The organism is Arthrobacter pascens, from assembly GCF_030816475.1.
GTDB classification, from domain to species: Bacteria; Actinomycetota; Actinomycetes; order Actinomycetales; family Micrococcaceae; genus Arthrobacter; species Arthrobacter pascens_B.
This window is the reverse complement of the sequence record NZ_JAUSXF010000001.1, coordinates 1,735,173-1,753,546: the sequence shown is the minus strand read 5'-3', so window position 1 is coordinate 1,753,546 and position 18,374 is coordinate 1,735,173. Positions and strand designations below refer to the sequence as shown.

Annotated in this window: 16 protein-coding genes; 4 read left to right on the top strand and 12 right to left on the bottom strand. The window is 61.7% G+C overall.

The annotated features are described in order from the left end of the window. Nucleotides 1-227: 227 nt before the first annotated feature. Nucleotides 228-1,001: a DUF6994 family protein gene (locus tag QFZ40_RS08065; protein ID WP_306903768.1), complete on the top strand. Its 774-nt coding sequence runs from the start codon at nucleotides 228-230 to the stop codon at nucleotides 999-1,001. A gap of 654 nt (nucleotides 1,002-1,655) precedes the next feature. On the opposite strand, the gene QFZ40_RS08060 is transcribed toward QFZ40_RS08065, so the two are convergent. From QFZ40_RS08060 to nrdH, 6 genes are all read right to left on the bottom strand, one after another. Then, nucleotides 1,656-2,213 carry a hypothetical protein gene (locus tag QFZ40_RS08060; protein WP_306903767.1) on the bottom strand — a complete coding sequence of 186 codons (558 nt, stop codon included), beginning with the start codon at nucleotides 2,211-2,213 and terminating at the stop codon, nucleotides 1,656-1,658. Between the two features lie 20 nt (nucleotides 2,214-2,233). After that, complete coding sequence (locus QFZ40_RS08055) at nucleotides 2,234-3,397, bottom strand: hypothetical protein (RefSeq protein WP_306903766.1); 1,164 nt, start codon at nucleotides 3,395-3,397, stop codon at nucleotides 2,234-2,236. A 441-nt stretch (nucleotides 3,398-3,838) separates the two neighbouring features. Further along, complete coding sequence (gene nrdF, locus QFZ40_RS08050; RefSeq protein ID WP_306903764.1) at nucleotides 3,839-4,813, bottom strand: class 1b ribonucleoside-diphosphate reductase subunit beta; 975 nt, start codon at nucleotides 4,811-4,813, stop codon at nucleotides 3,839-3,841. Between the two features lie 90 nt (nucleotides 4,814-4,903). Then, entirely contained in the window at nucleotides 4,904-7,024 is a 2,121-nt protein-coding gene (gene nrdE, locus QFZ40_RS08045; RefSeq protein ID WP_306906868.1) for a class 1b ribonucleoside-diphosphate reductase subunit alpha, read from the bottom strand. 68 nt (nucleotides 7,025-7,092) lie between these two features. Further along, the gene (gene nrdI / locus QFZ40_RS08040) at nucleotides 7,093-7,572 is read right to left on the bottom strand and encodes a class Ib ribonucleoside-diphosphate reductase assembly flavoprotein NrdI (RefSeq protein WP_306906867.1); all 480 of its coding nucleotides are present in this window, start codon (nucleotides 7,570-7,572) and stop codon (nucleotides 7,093-7,095) included. Between the two features lie 109 nt (nucleotides 7,573-7,681). Further along, nucleotides 7,682-7,927 (bottom strand): glutaredoxin-like protein NrdH, encoded by a 246-nt coding sequence (gene nrdH / locus QFZ40_RS08035; protein WP_015937305.1) that lies wholly within the window; start codon nucleotides 7,925-7,927, stop codon nucleotides 7,682-7,684. A 466-nt stretch (nucleotides 7,928-8,393) separates the two neighbouring features. On the opposite strand from nrdH, the gene QFZ40_RS08030 reads away from it, so the two are divergent. Beyond that, complete coding sequence (locus QFZ40_RS08030; protein WP_306903763.1) at nucleotides 8,394-9,311, top strand: LysR family transcriptional regulator; 918 nt, start codon at nucleotides 8,394-8,396, stop codon at nucleotides 9,309-9,311. A 45-nt stretch (nucleotides 9,312-9,356) separates the two neighbouring features. Beyond that, entirely contained in the window at nucleotides 9,357-9,863 is a 507-nt protein-coding gene (locus QFZ40_RS08025; protein ID WP_306903762.1) for a DUF2004 domain-containing protein, read from the top strand. Between the two features lie 88 nt (nucleotides 9,864-9,951). On the opposite strand, the gene metE is transcribed toward QFZ40_RS08025, so the two are convergent. Together metE and QFZ40_RS08015 are read right to left on the bottom strand one after the other, a co-directional pair. Next, nucleotides 9,952-12,294 carry a 5-methyltetrahydropteroyltriglutamate--homocysteine S-methyltransferase gene (gene metE, locus QFZ40_RS08020; RefSeq protein ID WP_306903761.1) on the bottom strand — a complete coding sequence of 781 codons (2,343 nt, stop codon included), beginning with the start codon at nucleotides 12,292-12,294 and terminating at the stop codon, nucleotides 9,952-9,954. A 56-nt stretch (nucleotides 12,295-12,350) separates the two neighbouring features. Next, nucleotides 12,351-13,316 (bottom strand): methylenetetrahydrofolate reductase, encoded by a 966-nt coding sequence (locus tag QFZ40_RS08015; RefSeq protein ID WP_306903760.1) that lies wholly within the window; start codon nucleotides 13,314-13,316, stop codon nucleotides 12,351-12,353. A gap of 360 nt (nucleotides 13,317-13,676) precedes the next feature. On the opposite strand from QFZ40_RS08015, the gene QFZ40_RS08010 reads away from it, so the two are divergent. After that, nucleotides 13,677-13,880 carry a hypothetical protein gene (locus QFZ40_RS08010; protein WP_306903759.1) on the top strand — a complete coding sequence of 68 codons (204 nt, stop codon included), beginning with the start codon at nucleotides 13,677-13,679 and terminating at the stop codon, nucleotides 13,878-13,880. Nucleotides 13,881-13,893: 13 nt separating this feature from the next. Here QFZ40_RS08010 and QFZ40_RS08005 read toward each other — a convergent pair whose 3' ends face one another. The 4 genes from QFZ40_RS08005 to QFZ40_RS07990 form a co-directional block, all read right to left on the bottom strand. Then, nucleotides 13,894-14,772 (bottom strand): carbohydrate ABC transporter permease, encoded by an 879-nt coding sequence (locus QFZ40_RS08005; protein ID WP_306903758.1) that lies wholly within the window; start codon nucleotides 14,770-14,772, stop codon nucleotides 13,894-13,896. Beyond that, a complete protein-coding gene (locus tag QFZ40_RS08000) occupies nucleotides 14,769-15,632 on the bottom strand; it encodes a carbohydrate ABC transporter permease (RefSeq protein WP_306906866.1) in 864 nt (287 codons plus the stop codon). The genes QFZ40_RS08005 and QFZ40_RS08000 overlap by 4 nt, the downstream gene beginning before the upstream one ends. A gap of 57 nt (nucleotides 15,633-15,689) precedes the next feature. Further along, nucleotides 15,690-17,042 carry an extracellular solute-binding protein gene (locus QFZ40_RS07995; protein ID WP_306903757.1) on the bottom strand — a complete coding sequence of 451 codons (1,353 nt, stop codon included), beginning with the start codon at nucleotides 17,040-17,042 and terminating at the stop codon, nucleotides 15,690-15,692. Between the two features lie 107 nt (nucleotides 17,043-17,149). After that, nucleotides 17,150-18,352 (bottom strand): ROK family transcriptional regulator, encoded by a 1,203-nt coding sequence (locus QFZ40_RS07990; protein WP_306906865.1) that lies wholly within the window; start codon nucleotides 18,350-18,352, stop codon nucleotides 17,150-17,152. Between the last annotated feature and the right edge of the window lie 22 nt (nucleotides 18,353-18,374).

Sequence of the window (18,374 nt, the reverse complement as noted above, 5' to 3'; positions counted from 1 at the left end):
ACAATCAGCCCTTGTGCTTACGGTCTTTTGAGGCGGACTTTAGCAATCGGAGCCGCCAATTTTGTGCCTGTAAATTAGCAATTCGAGGGCCCCGCGGAGGGACATCCGTGACAATCCGCGGGAGACGTAGTGAGTGTTAATCTCGGCCCGGAAGTGCCTGTTCGACCGCGGTTGTTTCAGCTGCAGGTTCCGCGGTTCGCACTAGGCGGGCACATAGACTTCCTTCCATGCGCGTCTTCGACATTACCTTCGACTACCTTCTCGACACCACGCCTCCGGGAACGGACGCGGACTCCAATAGTCCGCGGCTCAAGGCTGACCATCAGCTGCTCTGGACGAAGGAGCTATGCGAGGAGCAGCTGTTCAAACTGACCGTCTCGGAAATTCCCAAGGTGCGTCGGAATAACTACCTGATCTTCGAGCAGACGCCCGACAAATCGATCACGTTCGGCAGTGACGCCATCACGAACTCCTACACCCGGTGGGGGAAGCCCAATGCCTTGGCCCAGGCTAAGGCCGAGTTGAGCGAGGAGCAGAAGCGCCGCTATCTCAACCCGCCGTACACGATCGGCAGCGCCATGATCTGGCCCGTCAGGGGAATACACCTGCCCACCCTCAACACCGCCAGGGGAATGCGAAAATCTATTGCGGACCGGATGGACCTGACCCTGGAATGCATCCGGCGCCACTACGCCAAAGAGCCAGGCAGCCCCCTCGACGACGTCACCACTAACTATGGGGACTTCTTCGAACTCTTCTGCACGTTCGAGAAGTTCGTGGAGTTCTTCCACTTCCAGGATCTCGTGACGCCGGAGGGGAAGATCGCTTTCTTCCTCGATGAGGATGAGGACACGGTCTTCACGCGCACCGGCGTCCCGGTCACGAAGGACGAGTACATCAGGGTTCAGGAAGCCTCGCTGAAGTTCATAGCGTTGCGGGGCAACCGGATGGCCGACTGGGTCGAGGAGAACCACCGCGACATTGAGGTCCGGCGGCCATAAACACCGCCCTGTCCCTGCCCGGCAATGCGGGAACAGGCGACGAATCCCGGCGCTCCGCATGAGGAACCGAGCAGGCGGAAAACTAGCCTGCGGCCGCGGCCGGGGGTCCGAAATTAACAATTGTTAAGGTCGCGAAAATCTAGAGCGGGAATTGTTAATCTACGGACGTTCCGGACAACACTCCCAAGTACGGAATAACGACGACCTCAAGGTTGAAGTACGGCAGATACGGAGACAAACCCAAGAACAGCACCATGACGACCATGTGTTGCCGGGCCGGTGACCGACGCCTGTGCTGTCAAACATTGCAGGTGATACGGCGGAGATAACCGTTCGTCGGACATTGGCTCCGCCGCTTACAGCCACGCAGGACGTCCGGAGGGGCCACGAGATTGAGGCGGCCACGGCTTGTGCTTCATGCGTCGGGTGTTCGCGCCGCAGGCTCGGTCAGACAAGTCCACAACGCACTGGAGTCCGACGATAATCTTCTGGCCATCGCTCCCCTCAGCCAGACCGGCGGACACAGACTTCCGTACCCGATAGGTTGGTTCCGGTCGGATGAATCTCGTGTGTACTAAAGGTGCACGATGGCTGCAAGAAGAAGAACGGCAGTAGTTGGGATCCGGGCCGCGCAAATACCAGGGGTGCGCTCCATCAGTCATCAACAGTTACGCCATGATGGGTCCCATTGATGCTCGAATCTACAGCGTTGATGTTCACGTACGAGAGGTAAATTCTCGGGACCGAGATCCAGAACAACGTGAACGTGAGCGAGGCTATCCACCCGATCCAAGCTGCGCCAAATCCCTCAAGGCGAGGATTTTGGCCAACAAGCACTATGGAGCCGACGAGGCTTGCCGCAGAAGCCATAGCACCCACCGCGCAGGACAACAAATGAGTGGCCGATTCATCGAACATCCGCCGATCCGGCTTCTCGGACTTTCTCGTGATGTCCTGTCGCTCTGTGAGTTTGAGCCTCAGTGTGGAGAGATGGCTGAATGCAGAGAGGGCGCCGCCGGCCAGCAGGGACATCGCGGTGAGAGTTGGCGCCAGCACCTTACTGTCTAAGCCGTTGGCCCAGCTCCATACTCCAATCAGTAGCGGGATGCCATGGACGGCACCGAGGACGAGGAGCCGCACGATCCAGACTTCATTGAGAACCAGGGACTTGAAGTGTCCCCGGAGTAGAGCAAGTGGAAACAGTCGATCCATGGTCGCGTTTCCTTTCCTTGCTATAGGTCTAGCTCAATACTGAGCGGCTCCATCAAGTGGTCGAGCGTGGACTCAGCATGCTGCCGGAGTTGGACGTCATTCGGCCTGACACCCGGCGAGCCCACACGGTAGGTGAAAGGATCACCAAGACTTGTGGGTGAGAAGAACTGGGTCGAGCCGTCTGCGCCTTCCCACCCTATTCCAGCATCATCGTAATAGTCCCTACTGACTTTTACGTCCATGAGTGCGGCCACTCGCAGAACGTCGCTCGCCCCCTTGGGAGGCTTTCCCTCCGCACCGATTTCCTCCGCCGTGAGCGGTGACCATTTGGCAATCAGGGCCTTCGCCATCGCTTGCCCCTTATTGGATGGCAGCCCATCCTGCCGGAGCCGAACGGACTTCTGCTTCCTTCGACCCGACGGTGCCACCATGTATTTGGTCAGCTCAAGATAGGATGCACTTCCGTTTCTCAGAAACTGCGTGAGCTGGACTTCATCGCTCACCCGTTTGGGTACAAACCGCCACCATCCGATTCGTTCGGATTCCGACTTGGCTTCGTCCATGCGCATGGACGTGACACCTAGGAGCCTCAAGAGGTCTTCGCCTGGGCAAATCTGGTTGCGGGCTTCTGCCACGAAGATGGCGGAGTCCCCTGCTTTCGGGAGGTAGAGGAAGGCCCGGTATTCGTTGGACGGAGCCTTCTCGTCGAGCTCCGTGTCTTCATCGGACTGGGCAGCCATCGCCGTAGAGTGGCTACCCTTTCGCCCATGCATGAACCGGAAGTCGAAGCGGCGATCGCTCTGAGCCCAGTGCGTCAACCGCACGAATGGCGTGGTGTCTTCCCGCCCAGCAGCTGCAGGGGCCCGGGTGTCGGTGGACCGTTCCCGGTACCGAAGCGGCTCAGTTTCAGTGTGCCCCTTCACCGAGTTGCATACTTGGATGATGGATTTCTGGAGAAGCTTCTCGCCGATTTTTGCATCCGGGAACTTCTTCGGTGTCTGACCGAACCCCGGATGCGCTTTCACCGTAAAGAGCCTGTAACCATACTTAGTCGCCATGCGTGTCCCCAATAGTAGTCTGCTGCTCGTCGTGGCCACCCTCGGGCCATGATATTTAGATCCAAACCCGGAGAGTTCTCTCGTGACCCCGCCAGAGTCGGCATCGCGATCCTCAGCAGCTGCCATACGGATGCGAAACCTAAGCAAGCACCACTCAGCCACTTCCGTCCATTGCTGCCCCGCGATTTGGATGACAAGGGCGCCGGACGTAGCAGAATGACGTTACGTTTACGGCAAACCTACGCTCGTCCTCGATTGTCCGATGGACCGAATGTCAAGTTACCCAGAAGAAAGAGATGGCTGCGTCAACTAAAACGGAACACGGCCAAGTAGATCGGAATCCGGTCATGTACGGAACAAGGTCAAATAGACGGAATCTCACACCCACGACATGGATTTCTTAAGCCGTCGTGTGTCAATCCGCTGACTTTTCGGCGAATCACCAGCTTGCCCCCGGCCCGGCAATTGGTCTCAACCGCCAACTAGGCCAGTTTTCGCCAACTTTTCAGGCCCGTTTCGCCAACTAGTGTTCAAATCGCCAACTAGCCTCCGATCTCACAGTAGTAATCAGAAGTCCCAGTCCTCGTCCTCAGTGTTGACGGCCTTGCCAATGACGTACGAGGAACCGGACCCGGAGAAGAAGTCATGGTTCTCATCGGCGTTCGGTGACAGTGCCGAGAGGATGGCCGGGTTCACGTCCGTGACCGACGCCGGGAACATGGCCTCGTAGCCCAGGTTCATGAGCGCCTTGTTGGCGTTGTAGTGCAGGAACTTCTTGACGTCCTCGGCCAGACCGACAGAGTCGTAGAGGTCGTGCGTGTACTGCACTTCGTTCTCGTACAGCTCGAACAGTAGCTCGAACGTGTAGTCCTTGATCTCCTGCTTGCGCTCTTCGGACAGACCCTCCAGACCTTTCTGGAACTTGTAGCCGATGTAGTAGCCGTGCACGGCTTCATCCCGGATGATCAGGCGGATCAGGTCAGCCGTGTTCGTCAGCTTCGCCCGTGAGGACCAGTACATCGGCAGGTAGAAGCCCGAATAGAACAGGAAGCTCTCCAGCAGCGTGGAGGCCACCTTCCGCTTCAGGGGATCGTCGCCCTGGTAGTAGTCCATGACGATCTGGGCCTTCTTCTGAAGGTTCTGATTCTCGGTGGACCAGCGGAACGCCTCGTCGATCTCTTTGGTGGAGGCCAGCGTGGAGAAGATCGAAGAGTAGCTCTTGGCGTGAACGGACTCCATGAACGCGATGTTCGTGTAGACAGCCTCTTCATGCGGGGTGATTGCATCCGGAATCAACGAAACGGCGCCGACGGTGCCCTGGATGGTGTCCAGCAGGGTCAGGCCCGTGAACACGCGCATCGTGAGCTGCTGCTCATCGGGGGTAAGCGTGGCCCACGACTGCACGTCGTTGGACAGCGGGATCTTCTCCGGCAGCCAGAAGTTGTTGACCAGGCGGTTCCAGACATCGACGTCCTTGTCGTCCTGGATGCGGTTCCAGTTGATTGCCTCGACGTGGCTAAGCAGCTTGACCTTCTCGGTCATGTCATCCCCTAAATGTTGGGTTGTTACTGAAGTTAAGCGTAGGACGGCGGGCGGGCACCCGCCGTCGTACTGGCAAAATTTAGTTGAAGATTAAAGCATACAGCTGACGCAGTTGTCCACCTCAGTTCCCTCCAGCGCGAGCTGGCGGAGACGGATGTAGTAGATGGTCTTGATGCCCTTGCGCCACGCGTAGATCTGGGCCTTGTTGATGTCGCGGGTGGTGGCGGTGTCCTTGAAGAACAGCGTCAGGGACAGGCCCTGGTCAACATGCTGCGTGGCGGCGGCGTAGGTGTCGATGACCTTCTCGTAGCCGATCTCGTACGCGTCCTGGTAGTACTCCAGGTTGTCGTTCGTGAGGTACGGCGCCGGGTAGTACACGCGGCCCAGCTTGCCTTCCTTGCGGATCTCGATCTTGGACGCCACCGGGTGGATCGAGGAGGTGGAGTTGTTGATGTAGCTGATGGAGCCCGTCGGCGGAACGGCCTGCAGGTTCTGGTTGTAGATTCCGTGCTCCATGACGGAAGCCTTCAGCTCGCGCCAGTCATCCTGGGTGGGAATGTGGATGTTCCTGAACAGCTCCGCAACCTTCTCGGTCTGCGGCACCCACTCCTGCTCCGTGTACTTGTCGAAGAACTCGCCCGACGCGTACTTGGACTTCTCAAAGCCGCCGAACGTCTGACCGGTCTGGATGGCCAGCTTATTCGACGCGCGGATGGCGTGATACACCACCGAGTAGAAGTAGATGTTGGTGAAGTCCAGCCCCTCTTCGGACCCGTAGTGCACCCGCTCGCGGGCCAGGTAGCCGTGCAGGTTCATCTGGCCCAGGCCGATGGCGTGGCTCTGGTCGTTGCCCTTCGCAATGGACGGCACCGAGGTGATGTTGGACATGTCCGACACCGCTGAAAGCGACCGGATGGCCGTCTCGATGGTCAGGCCGAAGTCCGGGCTGTCCATAGTCTTGGCGATGTTCAGCGAGCCCAGGTTGCAGGAGATGTCCTTGCCGGTTTCCGCGTAGGACAGGTCATCGTTGTAGCTGGTGGGCTGGGAAACCTGCAGGATCTCCGAGCACAGGTTGGACATGATGATCTTGCCGTCGATCGGGTTGGCCCGGTTTACGGTGTCCTCGAACATGATGTACGGGTAGCCGGATTCGAACTGGATCTCGGCGAGGGTCTGGAAGAACTCACGCGCCTTGATCTTGGTTTTCTTGATCCGGGAATCGTCCACCATCTCGTAGTACTTCTCGGTGACCGAGACGTCGGAGAACGGCATGCCGTAGACGCGTTCGACGTCGTACGGCGAGAACAGGTACATGTCCTCGTCCTTCTTGGCCAGCTCGAACGTGATGTCCGGGATGACAACGCCCAGCGAGAGGGTCTTGATCCTGATCTTCTCGTCCGCGTTCTCGCGCTTGGTGTCCAGGAACCGGTAGATGTCCGGGTGGTGCGCGTGCAGGTACACGGCACCTGCACCCTGGCGGGCACCGAGCTGGTTGGCGTAGGAGAAGCTGTCCTCGAGGAGCTTCATCACGGGGATGACGCCGGAAGACTGGTTCTCGATCTGCTTGATCGGAGCGCCCACCTCGCGGATGTTGGTCAGCGCGAAAGCCACGCCGCCGCCGCGCTTGGACAGCTGCAGCGCGGAGTTGATGGAACGGCCGATCGACTCCATGTTGTCTTCGATGCGGAGCAGGAAGCAGGAGACCAGCTCGCCGCGCTGCTTCTTGCCAGCGTTGAGGAACGTGGGCGTGGCCGGCTGGAAGCGGCCTTCGATGATCTCGTCCACCATCTGCAGGGCAAGCTGCTCGTCACCGCGGGCCAGGTGCAGGGCCACCATGCAGACGCGGTCCTCGTAGCGCTCCAGGAAACGCTTGCCGTCGAAAGTCTTCAAGGTATAGGACGTGTAGAACTTGAACGCGCCCAGGAAGGTCTCGAAACGGAACTTCTTCTTGTAGGCACGGTTGTAGAGCTCACGGATGAAGTTCATCGTGTACTGGTCGAGGGTCTCGCGCTCGTAGTACTGGTTCTTCACCAGGTAGTCGAGCTTCTCCTCCAGGTCATGGAAGAACACGGTGTTGTTGTTCACGTGCTGCAGGAAGTACTGGTGGGCAGCCTCGCGGTCAGCCTCAAACTGGATCTCACCGCTGGGTCCGTACAGGTTGAGCATCGCGTTCAGCTCGTGATAACCCAGGCCCTTGTAGGCGGCGGGCATCTCGGGCTTTTCGACGGCGGCGCCCAGCTTTTCGGCAGCGGCGCGGGTGCCCTGGCCTTCGGCCCTGGTTACTTCTGTGTCTGAGACAGTCGTGTCCAAAACGTATCCAATCCTTGGTTGACCCGGGTAACGTCTTCCGGCGTTCCCATGAGTTCAAATCGATAGAGGGGCGGGACCTGGCACTTGGCGGCGATGATGTCCACGGCCATGCAGTAGTTGTCCCCGAAATTTGTGTTGCCGGCACCGATAACGCCGCGGATCAGTTTCCTGTTCTGCGGGTTGTTGAGGAAGCGGATGACCTGCCGGGGGACCGATCCCTCTCCCCCGGTGCCGCCGTAAGTCGGCACGACCAGCACGTACGGCCTGGTGGCAAGAAGGGGCGCGTCCTTCGGATAGAGCGGAATCCGGGCCGAGTCGCGGCCAAGCTTCGCAATGAAGCGCTTGGTGTTCTCGGATGTGGAGGAAAAGTAGATGAGTTGAGATTCTGTGGTGACGGGCTCGGCTGCGGCCGATTCCCCGTCAACGCCGTGAGCCGCTCCGGCATGCACCGCTGCGCCGCCGTTCACTGTGGCGGAAGCTCCGGCCACTGCAAGCGCTGCCACGGGAGTCACCTCAGCTGCCTCAAAGGTTGCCGGGAAGGCGTGAAGACAACAGGCCCTAGGCCACGGAGGAAACGGCGGACAGTGCCAGTTCCTCGATCTTGTCCGGGCGGAAGCCTGACCAGTGGTCCTGGTCGGTAACCACGACAGGTGCCTGCATGTAGCCCAGCGCCTTCAAGCGGTCCAGGGCTTCGGCATCCTGTGAAATGTCAACGCTCTGGTAGGTGATGCCCTTTTTGTCCAGCGCACGGTACGTTGCGTTGCACTGAACGCAAGCCGGCTTTGTGTAAACCGTAACGGTCATGGTCCATGTCCCCTTTATCGATCTTCGTTCTTTTGAGGCGGGGCCGTTCCGAACTGGAGTCCATGTCCGATACTGCCTTGCCTGCATGCCGCCCACGCGGCCCGTCTACAGTTTGAAGTCCTGCGCTGGTGTTCCGCTCAAGCTGTATCTAGATACTACATGTAGTGCAGACGCCTCTTCGGAACCCCAAGATGATGTATTACAAGTATGTCATTTAATGCACTTTTAATCCACAGCCCGGGGGTGCCAAAATGTCCGAAATCCCGCCAATTTTCAGGGCACAGTCCACAGCCTGTGGAGTACTTAGCCACAATTAACGGCCAGCGTGTCGTGGTGGAGACGGCGTGTCGCGCCTGGTGCCGGGGCCCTGGTCGCTGTGCCAGGATGAAGCGCTGTGCCAGAATGAAGCGGGCATTTCAGACCATGCACATGCAGGGCCTTCATAGCCCTGATCCAAAGGACAGCGTTGGTAAATCCCGTACATCTGAAGACACTCCTCGAGGTCACCCGGCTCGGCTCCTTCGCCGCCGCCGCAGCGCGCCTGGGGTATACAGCGTCCGCGGTATCCCAGCAGATGTCCGCGCTGGAACGGGAAACAGGCGTGGTCCTGTTCAAGCGCTCTGCCCGCAGCGTCGTGCCGACAGAAGCGGCTGTGGTGATGAGCAGGCACGCCGCCAAGGTGCTCACCGACATCGAGGCACTGATGGCTGCGGCTTACAAGACCCGCGACGGCAGCAGCCAGGAACTGCGGCTGGGTATTTTTCCCAGCCTGGCCACGTACGTCCTCCCCCGGATCCTGAAAAACCCGGCCTGGAAGGATCTCGGCATCGATCTGCGCGTTTCGGTGGCAGAGCCGGGGCAGACCATCCAGGGGCTGCGCACCGGCGGGGAACTGGACGTAGCCCTGGTCTTCCAGGTGGGACAGTCAGGCCTCGCCTGGCCGCACACGATCAACCGGCAGTGGATCGGCGATGACAATTTCCGGGTGGTGCTTCCGGCGGGCTGGGGATTCCGCACCGATGCCAAGGTTGCCGCGGACCATCTGTCCGAGATGCCGTGGATCATGCACCACCCGGGGACCAGCGACGCCCTGGTGATCGAGCGTCTGTTTGCCAGCTGCAACCTGCATCCTCGCGTCGTCGCTTACAGTGACGATTTCCACGCCAGCCTGGAAATGGCGGCTGCCGGGCTTGGCGCCGCGCTGGTGCCGGAACTTGCCCTGCTGCACCGCCCGGCCGGGGTGGTGGTGCTGGATGTCCCCGAGATCCGCCTCGCCCGGAACGTTTTCGCGCTCCTGATCAACGAAACGAAAACCGCGCGGGTGCAGTTGTTTGTGGACCTGTTGGCCGAAACCCTGGCCGGTCTGGGGTCCAAGGGCAATTAGTCCTGAATGCTGGAATGCGCCGCAGTTGGGGTCTATGTTGAAGGTATGAACAAGGTAGCGAGCCAGCACTTTGGTGAGATCGAACTCAACCATGGCAGGGATCACAACATTGCCGCGAAGCATGACCTCCGCGGCCAAACGCTGGAACTCGACCTCAACATCAATGCGCATGACCATTTTGATGAAGCTGCCATGCACAAGGTGGATTATCGGCTGCGCTACCTGCCCGAGCTCGTCGACGAGGTCCGCGAGATGATCGCCGAAGAGCTGGAGCAGGAGGGCACAAGCCCGCAGGAATACCTGCAGTTCCACTGCAATGCACTAAAGGATGAACACCTGCACCAGGTCTTCGGAGTGGAAGACCGCAGCCAGCTCACCAACGACGTGTTCCTCAAAGCCCTCAAGCTCGGCCACGTGGGCATCTTCCCCGGCCAGCCGGAGCGGTACTTTGTCCTGGATTTCACGCTTGGCTCGCACTTCACTGATGAAGTGCTGGTGGCCTCAGCGGACGAAGACGGAGTGGTGGACGACGAAATCCTCTGGGAATCGTAGGCAAACCAATACTTAAGGCACGACGTCGGCTGGTCACTTCAGGTGACCAGCCGACGTCGTACTCTGTTCAGTTAGTGGAACTTAGCGGCTACTGCTTGGCTGCTTGCAGCAGTCCGGCGCGGACCGTCTTGGTTGCCTTGACCAGGTTGCGCAGGGACTCTTCGGTCTCGGCGTAGCCGCGTGTCTTCAGGCCGCAGTCCGGGTTGACCCACAGCTGGCGCGAGGGGACATGCTTGACGGCGGTGCTGAGCAGCTCCGTGACTTCCTGCTCGCCCGGAACGCGCGGCGAGTGAATGTCGTAGACCCCCGGACCCACGCCGCGGCCGAAGCCGTGGGACTCGAGGTCGTGGACAACCTCCATGCGTGAGCGTGCAGCCTCGATGGAGGTCACATCCGCGTCCAGTCCGTCGATGGCGTCGATGATGGCGCCGAACTCGGAGTAGCACAGGTGGGTGTGGATCTGGGTGGCGTCGGCAGCCCCGGCGGTGGACAGGCGGAACGAGTTCACGGACCAGTCCAGGTAGGCAGCCTGGTCTGCCTTGCGCAGCGGCAGAAGCTCGCGCAGGGCGGGCTCGTCCACCTGGATGACCTTGATGCCGGCGGCTTCGAGGTCGGCGATCTCGTCGCGCAGCGCCAGGCCGACCTGGTTCGCGGTCTCGCCCAGCGGCTGGTCGTCGCGGACGAAGGACCAGGCCAGGATGGTGACCGGACCGGTGAGCATGCCCTTCATCGGCTTGTTGGTCAGGGACTGTGCGTATTCTGCCCAGGCGACCGTGATAGGAGCTGAACGGGTGACGTCACCCCAGAGGATGGACGGACGCGTGCAGCGGGAGCCGTAGGACTGGACCCAGCCGTGGACGGTGACGTCAAAGCCTTCGAGGTTCTCGGCGAAGTACTGGACCATGTCGTTGCGCTCGGGCTCGCCGTGCACCAGGACGTCGTAGCCCAGCTCCTCCTGGAGCTCCACCACGCGCTTGATCTCGTCCTTCATGAGCTGCTCGTACTGCTCGTTGGTGAGATCGCCCTTGTTGTTGCGGGCACGGGCGGAACGGATCTCCGAGGTCTGGGGGAAGGAACCAATGGTGGTGGTGGGCAGCGGCGGCAGGTGCAGCGCCTCTTCCTGGGCGGCTTCGCGGACCGAGTACTCGGAGCGGTTGAAGTCGGCCGGAGTCAGGGCAGCGGTGCGTGCACGGACATCAGCGCGCTGCACGCCTTCCGCGGTGGCACGGGAGGCGATGATGCGGGTGGCCTCATCAATGGCAGGCTGGACGGCCGCTGCATCCGTGAGGACACCGGCCAGCGTGACAACCTCGACAGCCTTCTGGTCGGCGAAGGCCAGCCAGCTGCGGAGCTGCTCGGACAGCTGGGCCTCTTCCTCGACGTCGTGCGGGACGTGCTGGGTGGAGGTGGAGGTGCTGATGGCCAGCTTGGCGACGGACTTCTGCAGTTCGGCGATCTTGTCTGCCGAGGCCTGCAGGTCGTTGCGCCAGATGTTGTGGCCGTCAACGACGCCGGCAACAAGGGTCTTGGTCCCCAGGGCAGCGAGCTCCCCGGCGGCCGGAACGGCACCCTTGAAGGCGTCAATGTGGAGGGCGTCGATGCCGGAAGCGGCAAGGGTGCTGAACTGTTCGTTCAGCGCGCCGTACGGGGTGGAGACGAACAGCTGCGGGCGGCTGGCAGCAGCGGAGAGGACCTCGTAGCTGCGGGCCACTGCGGCCTGGATGTCTGCTGCGGGGGTTTCCTGGTCAACAACCAGGGCGGGCTCGTCCAGCTGGACCCAGGTGGCGCCTGCTGCGGCGAGCTTCTCCAGCAGTGCAGCGTAGACCGGAAGCACGTCCTCCAGGCGGGACAGCGGGCTGAAGCCGGCGGCCGCGTCGTCGGAAGCCTTGCTCAGCAGCAGGAAGGTGACCGGACCCACGATGTACGGGCGGGTTTCCACACCATTGGCCAGCGCGTACTCGAATTCCTCAACGATGCGGCTGGAAGTCAGCGCGAAGCTGGTTTCCGGGCCGATTTCCGGGACGAGGTAGTGGTAGTTGGTGTCGAACCACTTGGTCATTTCCAGCGGCTGCTGTTCCTTGTTGCCCCGGGCCAGGGTGAAGTAGCCATCGATGTCCAGCTGGCCTTCGGCGTTGAGCAGGTTGCCGAAGCGGGCGGGCACGGCGCCCAGGTGGGCAGCGGCGTCGAGCACCTGGTCGTAGTAGGAGAAGGTGCCCGGGACAGCCGCGGCCTCGGTTAGGCCCAGGCTCTGCAGGCGCTTGGCCGTGCCCAGCTGGATTTCCTTGGCAGCTGCGTCAAGTGCTGCGGCGTCGATCTTGCCGGCCCAGTAGGCTTCGATGGCCTTCTTCAGTTCGCGGCGGCGTCCGATGCGCGGGTAGCCGAGGATCGATGCGGCGGGAAATGCGGTGGCGGGAATGGTCTGTTCAGACATGGGTGATTCCTTCAAGTGTTTGTGGAAGCTTGAATGTTCTTGCGAGAGATCGAAGGTCAGCTGGCCAGCTGGCGCCGCGCGATGGCGTTCCGGCGGCTGGCTGCGCGTGAATGGCGCGGAAGGGCCAGCTTGTCGAGCACTTCCAGTGCGCTTTGGTGTTCGTTGAAGGTGTAGAGGTGGATGCCGGGGGCACCCGCCTCAAGCGCCGCGTTCGCCAGGTCAACCGTGGCTCGGACGCCGACCCGGTGGCGTTCCACGTCGCTGTCCGCGGCGGCCAGACGCTCCAGAAGTTTCGGATCCGGCTCGACGCCCGACAGCTCACCCAGCCGGGTGACGCGGCGAAGGCTGGTGAACGGCATCACGCCGGGAACGATGGGGATGGTGACACCGGCGCGGCGGGCACGAGTGAGGAGGTCCGCGTACTGCTCGGTATGGAAGAAAACCTGGGTGATGGCGAAGTCCGCGCCGGAGCGCTGCTTGGCCAGGAGCACCTCGACGTCGTGCGCCTCATTGGGTGACTCCGGGTGACGGGTGGGATAGGCGGCGACGCCAACGGCAATCTTCCCGGCGCACAGCAGCGCCGAACGCCTCTGCTCTACCCGCCGGATGAGCTCGATCAGGTCCTGCGCGTACCGCAGCGATCCGGGGGCGGGCTCCGCTCCGTCCTTGGGCTTGTCTCCCCGGAGGGCCAGGATGCCCCGCACGCCGGTGTCCAGCAGTTCGCCGATGATCTCAGCGAGTTCCTCCGGTGTGTTGCCGACGCAGGTCAGGTGGGCCAGCGGCCGAAGGGTCGTTTCCAGCAGGAGCCGGTGGATGAGTTCGACGGCGGTGTCCCGGTTCGAGCCGCTGGCACCGTACGTAACGGAGACATAGTCAGGCTCGGTCGTTTCCAATTCCCGGATGGTGTTCCAGAGCGACTCCGCGGCGGCCGGCGAACGCGGCGGGAAGAGTTCATAGGAAAGCGCCACCGGGGCGGCGTCGGAAAGGTTGGGATGGGCTTCGATCAGGCTTGGTGGTGACATTTGCGTCCTTGGCTTTGGGCCATTGGCGGAATTGTGTCAAAAGCATGACACTGGACCGGCAATGAATTGAGTTTGGGGAACACGGAAAAACTCCACAGGGACGCAGCCGCGACTGTTACGCCTGGAATGAAGCTGTCCGTGAGCAAATGTCAGGCCCACATGGGGGCACCCACACCCTCCGACAGGAGGATCGCTGACACGTTACCTCGGTAACTTGTATAGAACTCTATGAGCCGCGGGAAGGGCGTTCAAGTTGGCCGCCGAATTAAGACGCAGTTTTACGCTCTATTTCGTGGCGGCGCAGAATATTGTTCGCCGCCCCCTCTGGTTGTCGTTGCCGTGCAGGACTACCCTGATGGCATGTCTCAGCTTCCAGCAACTTATCAGGAATATCTCGCAGACAAGAGCGAGAGGATAGTCAACGCAGTCAGGCCCGTTCTGCAGCAGTCCGCCGCCGATCAGCTGCACGGGGTCCGCATCACCTACAACATCGGCTCCACCGGCCACCAGGCCCACATCGATGAGAGCATCCCGTACGGCGTGATCGTCGAGGATATCGACTGACGGCTGGCCCCGGTCAGCCCTTAACGGCGCCGGACAGCGCGAAGGAGCCGCTCGCTCCCTTCGCCAGGATGACGTAGAGGGCAAGTACCGGGACTGAATACAGGATGGAGAAGGCGGCCAGCTGGCCGTAGGCCACCGCCCCGTGCTGTCCGAAGAAGCTGAAGATGGACACCGCCGCCGGCTGCCGGGCCTCGGACAGGAGCAGTACAAACGGAACGAAAAAGTTCCCCCAGGCCTGGATGAACACGAAGATGAACACCACGCCCAGCCCCTGGCGCATCAGGGGCAACACAATGGTCCGGAGGGCGGACATCGCCGAGGCGCCGTCCACCCAGGCCGCCTCCTCCAGGGACACCGGAACCGCGTCCATGAAGTTCTTCATCATCCAGATGGCCATGGGCAGCGTGGTGGTAGCCATAAAGAGGATGGTGGCAGGCACGGAATCCAGCAGTTCCAGCTGCACAAACATGCCATAAACAGGCACCATGATGGCCGTGATGGGCAGGCATGTCGCGAACAGGATGGTGTACAGGAATGGCCGGTTGAACCTGGACTGGTAGCGGGAGAGCGGGTAGGCAGCCAGCACTGCGGCGACCAGGTTCACCGCCGCTGTCCCCGCGGAAAGCACCATGCTGTTCCAGAGCGGCCGGAAGAGCAGCCCGGGGGTCATGACCGCGGCGAAGTTATCCAGCGACACCTCCCGGGGAAGCGCCGTCTGGTGGCCTGCGCGGGCGTCGAGGGAGGCAAGGACCAGCCACAGCAGTGGAAGCAGAAAGCAGGCGCCGATCAGGACCAGGGCCAAGTCCGCGAATGTCCGGGCACGCTGCTGCGCACGGGACGGGGGTCCGACGGGTTGCCGCCGGGCCGGTACGGACGTCCTGGCCGTCGTCATGGCCTGGGGTCCCGGAGGAGCCGGACGTACGCCGCACCGAACACCACTCCGATGAGGATCAGGACGGACGCCACAGCCGTGCCGTAGCCGATGTCACCGAACTTGAAGGCCTCCTGGTAGGCCAGCACCGGCAAGGTGGTACTGGCATTGGACGGACCGCCGGCGGTCATGACCCAGATCAGTGTGAAGACAGCCAGGGTCTGCAGGGTGATGAGCATGAGGTTGGTGGCGATGCTGCCGCGGATCATCGGCAGGGTGATGAAGGCCAGCCGCTGCCAGCCGCCGGCCCCGTCCATCACCGCCGCTTCCGTGACCTCTGAAGGTACGTCGTTGAGCGCCGCGCGGTAGACGAGCATGGAAAAAGCGGTGCCGCGCCAGACGTTGGCGAGCATGATGGCCACCATCGGGAACGAATACAGCCAATCTGGCCGACCCAGGCCAATGCCGCCCAACAGTTGATTGAGCGTCCCGTCGCGGCTGAAATAGGCATACGCCGCGAAGGCCGCCACAATTTCCGGAAGCACCCAGGCGGCCACGACGGCGGTTCCAACAGCGGCTGAAACTGACCTCCGCGCCCGCGTCATCAGCAGGGCAATCGCCAGCCCCAGCAGGTTCTGGCCCAGGACGGCTGAACCGCCCACAAAGAGGACCGTGAGCGCCAGCGACAACGGCAGCACCGGGTCACTCAGAAGCCGGCCATAGTTTTCCAGCCCCACCCAAACGGGGCTGCGGGCGTTCCGCCCGGTCAATGAGGCGTTCGTCAAGGATGCCTGGAATGCCCACAAGACCGGCCCGGCCAGGAAAACGAGCAGCAGGACGACAGCGGGCGCAACCGGCAGAAGCCGGACCCAAGGCCGCACTCCATGATGGCCGCGCCTGGTGAGATCGGCGGCCCGGATGCGAAGTACCGTCACAAGCTACTTCCGGACAGTTTTGTCGTCACCCACGAGGCCCTTGACGGCTGCGTCATAACCGGCGGCTGCCTGTTCCACGGATTGCGTGCCCGTTATCACCGCTTCAGTGGCCTCCTGGACGGCCGCTGAGATCCGGGGGTAATCGCTGGTCGCCGGACGGTAATGCGTGACGGACACCAGCTTGGACACGTCCTTAACGAACGGGTTGGCCGCCTGGTATCCGGCATCAGCGGCGACATCCTTCCGCACGGCGATCTGTGAGCTTGCGATGTTGAATGCCAGCGAATTCTTCTGGTTCAGGGCAGTGGTGAGGAAGTCAAACGCCAGGTCCGGGGCCTTCGTCGAGGCACCGACGGCCAGGGTCCAGCCACCGGACATGCTCACTCCGCCAGGTGCCTGTCCCTTCTGGGTGGGGAAGGCTGCCACGCCCATGTCGTCCACGTAGCCGGGCCATTCGTAGCTTCCGCCCTTCTGCCAGAACGACGGCGAGTAGGAGCCTTCCACTGTGGCTCCCATCTTCGCCTGCGGGAGCCATTCCCCGAACACTTTTTTCCACACGTTCGCGTCGAGGGCCTCTGCCGGGGAGACGGACAGCTTCTCTTCATACAGTGTTTTGAGGAAAGACAGCGAATCCTTGAAGCCTGCAGAGCCAACCACCCACTTCTTGGCATCGGCGTCGTACAGCTCGGAGCCGGTCCCGTAGAGCAGCTCGTAGAAGCTCTGCATCACAGTGCCTTCGCCGGTGGCTTTGCCGGCATAGAGGTTGAACGGCACTATGGAGGGGTTGCTGGCCTTGATCTTCCTGGCGGTGTCCAGGATGTCTTGCCATGTGTGTGGTTGCCACGGGAGGCTGACGCCTGCGGCAGCCAGGACCTTCTTGTTGTACCAGATGGCCCGGGTATCGGTGCCCACCGGGACTGCGTAGGTCCCGCCGTCGTCGCCCAGCCCGGCAGCCTTGGCGCCGTCGTCGAAAGTGTCCCAGTCCTTCCATTCCTTCAGGTGGCTGTCCAGATTCAGCAGGTAGCCGGCGTCGACATCGGAGCGGACCTTAAAGGTGTCCTCGTAGAAGACATCCGGTGACGTGGACGGGGAACGCAGAGCAAGGGCAAGCTTGGTGCCGTAGTCGTCATCGTTGGCCTGGACGGGCTGCAGGTCAACAGTGACACCCTGGTGGGCGGCTTCAAATTCCTGCTTGGCCGACTTGAACATGGTGTCCAGGGCAGTGAAGGAATCCGTCTTCTGGTAGACCACCTTGAGGGTCTTTGGCTCGTCTGACGGAGCGCCAGGGGAACAGCCGGCCAAGGCAAAAGCTACTGAGGCGATGAGGGACGTGATGGTCAGTGCCCGGCGACGCATGGTGCTCCATTCGGTAAATGGCTGCAGTCCCTGTTGTCTGCGGGCCCCAGCCGCGGCGATATCCACATGCTAGAGGGGCCGGTTGCCGCAGGCAAGGCGCATCCGGTTCAGCTTTCCAGGAGAAGTCGCTGAGCCCGTGGGGCCAGCATATATTCGAGGACCAGGCAGGCTGCCCCGACGGCACCCACGTCCTCGCCTACTCCCGTCCCAACCACCTCGATGGTGTGGATCAGGCGGGCCGCGCTGTCGGCCTCGAGAAGCGCCGGCACCTGCTCCAGGTAGCGCTCGGACATCCTGGTCCAGAACGGTCCTCCGAAAACTACGCGTTCGACGTCCAGCGTGTTGGTTACCGCTGACACGGCACGGGTCACCAGCACCGCGGACTTGTCGATGATGGCTATCGCACGGGCATCGCCAGCGTCGGCGAGATCGCACAGCATGGAAAAGCTCTTCTGCACTTCAGGGCCGCTGTCGTCGGTCCTGGTGCCCGCCAGAATGCCTGCCGCTTCCGCCTCGGCGACCAGTACCTGAGGGATGCAGGACGACTTTACGCAGCCGCGCTTGCCGCAGTCGCAGGGCGGCCCGTCCGGGTCGACGATGATGTGGCCGATCTCGCCGGCGTTTCCTGATGTTCCACGGATCACCTCATCATTGAGCACGATGCCGCAGCCGATGCCGGTTCCCATATACATGAAGATGAAGCTGCCGGCACCGCTTGGACCGCCGGCCCACGTTTCGGCGACGGCCGCGCTGGTGACATCCTTATCCACCAGCACCGAGTACCCGGTGGCTTCCTTCAACGCCTCACGCAGTTCAACCCGGTCCCAGCCGGGCATCAGCGGAGGATCAACCACAGTACCGGCGTCCAGGTCGATCGGGCCGGGAGCGGCCAGGCCCAGGCCAGCGATCTTTCCTGTGTCCACGCCGGAATCCGAAACGAGTTGTTCGATCTCGGCGGCGATGGTGGAGATGACGGCGGAGGGATCATTTCCGCCCGGCGTCTTGATCCTTGAGTGCTGCACGACCGCGCCTACCAGGTCCAAGAGCACAAATGTTGTCACGGCCGGGTCCAAGTGGACGCCGATGGCGTACATTCCCGACGGGTTGAGGCGGAGGATGGTGCGCGGCTTCCCCGGGCCGCTGCCTTCCTTGCCGGCTTCGACGATGAGGTGCTGGTCCAGCAAACGCCGTGAGATGTTGGAGATGGTCTGGGGCGAAAGGCCAACAATCTGGGCGAGTTCGACCCGGCTCAGTCCGCCGGACGACCTGCGGATGGCGTCCAGGATAACCGTGAGATTAAAATCCCCCATCCTGGGCAGGTTGGTTCCGCGC